Source organism: Halobacillus sp., assembly GCF_049282395.1.
Lineage (GTDB): Bacteria > Bacillota > Bacilli > Bacillales > Halobacillaceae > Halobacillus.
In genome coordinates this window covers 1-4,832 of the sequence record NZ_JBAPTY010000155.1, presented here as the reverse complement: position 1 = coordinate 4,832, position 4,832 = coordinate 1, and the positions used below count along the sequence as shown (strand labels likewise).

The following is a 4,832-nucleotide window of genomic DNA, read 5'->3' as shown; positions in this document are numbered from 1 at the left end:
TTGTCTTATGCAAAATGCAATAAACAACTGACACAAATCAAACAAGATTTCCAATGGTTAAAAGAAGTTGATAGTACAGCTCTGCAAAATTCGCTGAGGGATCTTGCAGATTCTTTCGATCGCTTAGTAGGATTACTATAAGTTTTATCATTCTTAGCGTAACACGACTTTAAGATATTACCTTGAATGTTGGATTGAATAGAAGTCAAAACAACTCAGTAACTTCTTTAGAGATTTTATCGAATTACGGTAGAAGACTCCCTCTTCTAGGACTGTATGGTCGGGAATCTTTAAGAATTTTCAACATATTGAAAAGCTTAGAGGCTTATCTCCTCTAAGCTTTTTATTATTCGATCTCTTTCCGTGTGTTAAGATTTTCTCTTTAAGACCTGAACGCTTTCACTTTTAAAGCGGTTCCTTCTATCTTTAAGATACCACTTTCTTTTGTACAGATGCTTCGGCCGCTTTCGGTTTAATATAAATAATGCTTCCGATAAATACGGCTAGTACATTAAGGAATAGGGTCAAACCTACAACACCAGCGGCGTGAAGGGATTCATAGAACAATGCGTTGACGACAAGCAGCACGGCAATAGAAGCCAGCACAGCGACTCCTTTAACAGACCGGTTGTTGGTAATCTTCCAATTTCCATAGTTGAAGGCAACCGTAAACAGGACCATGACGAGAATGTTGACGCTCATACCTACCCAAACCGGGTGGATGTTCAAGAAGAAATCAGCCGGGTGCCAATTACTTAAGTGATACCAGATTAATCCTGCTGCGAACCCACCAAATAGGGAGCCGAGGACAGCTCGCTTTGTGACAAGTGGCCAGAATAATGCTGCGACTACCGGTGCAAATGTGGCGGAGTTTCTCATGGTCCAGGCGAGTACGTTCCACCATGCGGATTGTTCTGTACGAAGGAATCCGAAAATGATCATGAGTCCTGTCAGCAACAGCAGCGACCACTTAGTATATTTAACTAGTTGTTCTGGAGAGGCCCCAGGGAAAATGGCGCTTCCGACGTCTTTCCCAAGACTGGTGGCTCCTGAGAACTGACAAGGCGCGCCCCATCCGAGAGCACATGCCCAGATGCCTAAGAAGAACAGGCCGACGAATGGAGCGGGCAGTACTTCCATTAAATATTGGGGAAGAGCAACAAGTCCGAGGCTTGCGTCAGGAACGACCGCAGCGGCAGATAAGCCAAATAGAATACCCAATAGAATAAAAGGAACACTCATCACTTCTGCGACGATTAAGCCTTTACGTCCTTCTTCAGGCGTTTTACAGGATAAGGCCATTTGAAAAGCTGCCTGCGCTAGAATCACGTTTACCAGGAAAGTGGCAAACCATACTAGGATTACTTGAAGGCCTGCGCCTCCCCAATCAAACATGCTCGGCTGCTCGGCTGCAAGCTGTTGTAAGCCGGAGATGCCCGGGTTGATGAAGAAGGCCACGGTTCCAATGATAAACATAATGGCAAAAATAATCGTGTTCATCGTTTGTGTAAAGGCAACAGCCCACATACCGCCTGACTGCAAATAAACAAATAGTAAGATCGCTGTAAAAGCGACGGACAAGGATAACGAAACGCCGGTAAACACGTGAAAGGCAGAAGCAAAAGCAATCGCTGTAGCGACGGACCACATTGGGAAGGCGAATGCTGTAATCGCACCTGATAAAGCTTTAGCACGTCTGCCGAATTGATCGCCGATTAACCCCGAGATGGTTACAACTAACTTCTCACGAAACGATTTGATTAATAATAAGGCAATCAGTAAGACTTGTAATGTTTCTGCGACTCCGTACCAGATGGCGGAAATTCCTGTCAGGTAGGAAAGCTCGACAATCGATATGTACGTCGAACCTGAGAAGAGGCCAGTTATACAAAAGGCTACGGTCCACCATCTAAATGTCCGTCCCCCTACAAAATATTGCTCGCCGCGATTGGCTTTTCGTTTCGCCACATTACCAACGATGATGAGGGCGAGCGTGTATAATAAGGCAAGTGAAATCATCCAAATTCCATATGAACTCATGTTTGTACCTCCTTGTTGATGTTCCAGATTACTTCAATCTTTACGTTTGCATCCTTAAACAAGTTGTAAGCCGGGCAGCGTTTTTGAACGTGTTGAATAAAATCTTCTTCGTCGACTTCTTTTTCATCAAATGTAACGTCCACCTCAAGCGTCACGGTTTGAAAGTGGGGGCTCACATCAGCTGTCCCGAACAACCCTCTGTGATCGATATCCCCGCTTGAAGCTGCCTCCAGTTTTTCAATCGTTAACTCTTTTTCCTTCGCCACCATTTCGACCACAATCATGAAACAGCCGTTAAGCGATCCAGTGATGTATTCCATAGGAGTTAATGCTTCATTAGAACCTCCAAGTTTCTCGGGTTCATCAATTGTAAACGTAAAGTCCCGAATGGAATGCGCATTCTGAAACTGGCTGGTGCGCTTGCTTTGTGTGTCAATCGAACGTAATGCTGACTTCTTCTGTGTTTGCTGAACTGTCATTTCATGTCCCCTCCGTTTAAAATATAAAAAACCCTTCTACTTTTCTGTAAGAAAAATAGAAGGGTTGGTTTAAATGTCCCGACTCTTATCTTTCAGACAGAAAATGTCTGCTGGAATGAGCACCTTGTTTATAAAACAGGTTGCCGCGGGATCAAAGGACCAGTTTCCTCCACCGCTCTCGATAAGAAAATTATGAATTTAAAGAATATTGTACTTTTTTACTTAATCATCTGTCAACAACTTTTTTGAGTGTCAGCTTTTGAATAAGGAAAGGATGAGCGGGGAAATCGCTTAACCAGATGAATTCATTACATAAATGAATCAGGTTATCTTTTGCAAAAAAACAGAAGCACTTAGCTCACTTGATGCCGTTGTTCCCCCCGCATCAGCTTACCGCCAAACTCATTTATAAAAATAGCTGCAAGGATCAAAAAAACGCCGACCCACTGCAAAAAGGTGACCGTTTCTGAAAGAATCAGCATGGCTGAAATAATGGCGACTGGAAGTTCCACAGAACTCAGCACATTAGCGAGACGACCCGAAATAAGTGGAGCACCGCCCGCAAAGAACAGAGGAGGAATAACGGCTCCTACTAGGGCAATCCCAGCACCAATCGTCCATAAGCGCATGTCCAGGACGGGAACGGTAGGAATGTCGCGGATGAAGATGAGCATCACAAGCACCAAAGATCCCGTCACCATAAGTGAACTTCGCAGTATAGGGTGGGAATCAACAGCCACCTGACCACTAAAAAAAATAAAGCCGGCATAGGAAAACCCTGACAACAGTCCGAGTAGAAGACCGACCGGGTGTAAATTGAAACCACCATTTGTAAGTCCTGAAGCTAACACGACCCCCGTAAGTGTGACGACCAGGGAAATCAAGTGAATGCGTTCAGGTGGAGTTTTGGTGAAAATCCATTCATACAGCATACCGATCCAGACAAATTGGAAAAGCAGAATAATCGCAATAGAAGCGGGGAGGTACTGCATCGCTCCGTAATAAAAGATACCCGTCAGTCCAACCGTACTGCCTGTAGCAGCAATTTTGACAAGGTCCCATCTTTGAATTTCTTTTACATGCAGCCCTTTCCAAAAAGATAAGCCCCACAGTAAGACAAAGGCAGCGAACATTTGGACAATATTTAACTCCCCCAGAGAGTACCCATATTGAAAGCCTGTTTTTACAAATATAGGGGTGAAGCCAAAGCTTGCCGCACCCAGGAAGACGAGAATAATTCCTTTTCCTTTCATTACTAATAACCTCCCATCAAGACAATCTGTGCTTCTATCCTTTCGAACACACTGGTTCTATTATTTCAAAGCCCCTTTGAAAACTCAATTTTAGTGAGGAAAACAAGTGTATAACCAATGGAGAATGTATTCAGAAATGTCGGATTTTCAGGGGAATTCTTGAAAATCATAGCGATAAATGTAAAACGATTTTTACAGGGATTTTCTCCCTTTTGTCGAACTAAATGGGTATAAGGGAATCGCTATAAAAATCAGAAAAACAAAAAGGAGTGTTCGTGGGGATGTTCAAGAATAGTCTATTAAAGTTCATGCCGTATAAAGAGCAGGGTATGGTGGAAACGAATCTGGTCAATGTGATGAAGCGATTGAAAATTGAAGATTTTACGTTCAACTGGGACCGCAGCAGCTGTTATGTAGAATTTAGTTATAAAGAAGAGCCATATAAACTGGAACATTCGATAGAAAAAGCTCGGAAACAAGGGATCATCTTAAAAAATGGTATGGATTGTTTAATAGAGCTGACTCAGTCACTGGAAGATCTATGTGTGATTATTGACCGTGGGACCTATAATTTCGAGACATGGATATCCGGCATGAAGCAGCAAGAAGCGATGAATGAGACCCCTATTTATCAAGAAGAGTTTCATATTAGTTACAAATCTACCGGCGAACAGGCTAAACAGGAACTTTCCAAACAGGAATCCCCTAAAGAGGAACAGCCATCTGATAGAAACGAACAACTTTTCCCTTTTGGACCTGACCTGTCACTCAAAGATTTCTACCTGAATCAGCTTACTCAAAGTGCGGAGCGGAAGATACAGTAGAATCAGACTGTGGATGATAATATGGATATTAAAAAAGAACTCCTTAAATTCTGGAGTTCTTTTTTAATTCTGTTAAATTTTTGCGTTGGTTCGTCGCAAATATTCCGTGCTGACCCTCGATTGGGCCGTGCTCATCTTCAATTGAGCCGTGCTGCCCTTCGATTGGGCCATGCTCCACGGAAATTACTTTATTCTGCCAGTGGAAAAGGAGTCGTTCAAGTGAGCACCCTTTATCC

Annotated in this window: 5 protein-coding genes and 1 riboswitch; of the genes, 1 reads left to right on the top strand and 4 read right to left on the bottom strand. The window is 43.2% G+C overall.

The genetic code is table 11. The features are described from left to right. Positions 1-426: 426 nt before the first annotated feature. The 3 genes from WAM07_RS06980 to WAM07_RS06970 form a co-directional block, all read right to left on the bottom strand. On the bottom strand, positions 427-2,040 hold the full coding sequence (locus tag WAM07_RS06980) for a sodium:solute symporter family protein (RefSeq protein ID WP_422165810.1): 1,614 nt from the start codon (positions 2,038-2,040) through the stop codon (positions 427-429). Next, positions 2,037-2,519 (bottom strand): OsmC family protein, encoded by a 483-nt coding sequence (locus tag WAM07_RS06975; RefSeq protein WP_422165809.1) that lies wholly within the window; start codon positions 2,517-2,519, stop codon positions 2,037-2,039. Before WAM07_RS06975 ends, WAM07_RS06980 begins: the two co-directional genes overlap by 4 nt. 82 nt (positions 2,520-2,601) lie before the next feature. Continuing rightward, positions 2,602-2,707: riboswitch (SAM riboswitch) on the bottom strand. 165 nt (positions 2,708-2,872) lie between these two features. After that, complete coding sequence (locus WAM07_RS06970; RefSeq protein WP_422165808.1) at positions 2,873-3,772, bottom strand: EamA family transporter; 900 nt, start codon at positions 3,770-3,772, stop codon at positions 2,873-2,875. A gap of 281 nt (positions 3,773-4,053) precedes the next feature. Here WAM07_RS06970 and WAM07_RS06965 point away from each other — a divergent pair, with 281 nt between their 5' ends. Beyond that, the gene (locus tag WAM07_RS06965) at positions 4,054-4,596 is read left to right on the top strand and encodes a hypothetical protein (protein ID WP_422165807.1); all 543 of its coding nucleotides are present in this window, start codon (positions 4,054-4,056) and stop codon (positions 4,594-4,596) included. Positions 4,597-4,639: 43 nt separating this feature from the next. Here WAM07_RS06965 and WAM07_RS06960 read toward each other — a convergent pair. Next, a partial coding sequence (locus WAM07_RS06960; RefSeq protein ID WP_422165806.1) for a hypothetical protein occupies positions 4,640-4,832 on the bottom strand: 193 nt, incomplete at its 5' end.

Excerpts from the sequence above, each read along its gene's own strand:
- WAM07_RS06980 (WP_422165810.1), bottom strand. The coding sequence starts at position 2,040 with ATGAGTTCATATGGAATTTGGATGATTTCACTTGCCTTATTATACACG.
- WAM07_RS06975 (WP_422165809.1), bottom strand. The coding sequence starts at position 2,519 with ATGACAGTTCAGCAAACACAGAAGAAGTCAGCATTACGTTCGATTGAC.
- WAM07_RS06970 (WP_422165808.1), bottom strand. The coding sequence starts at position 3,772 with ATGAAAGGAAAAGGAATTATTCTCGTCTTCCTGGGTGCGGCAAGCTTT.
- WAM07_RS06965 (WP_422165807.1), top strand. The coding sequence starts at position 4,054 with ATGTTCAAGAATAGTCTATTAAAGTTCATGCCGTATAAAGAGCAGGGT.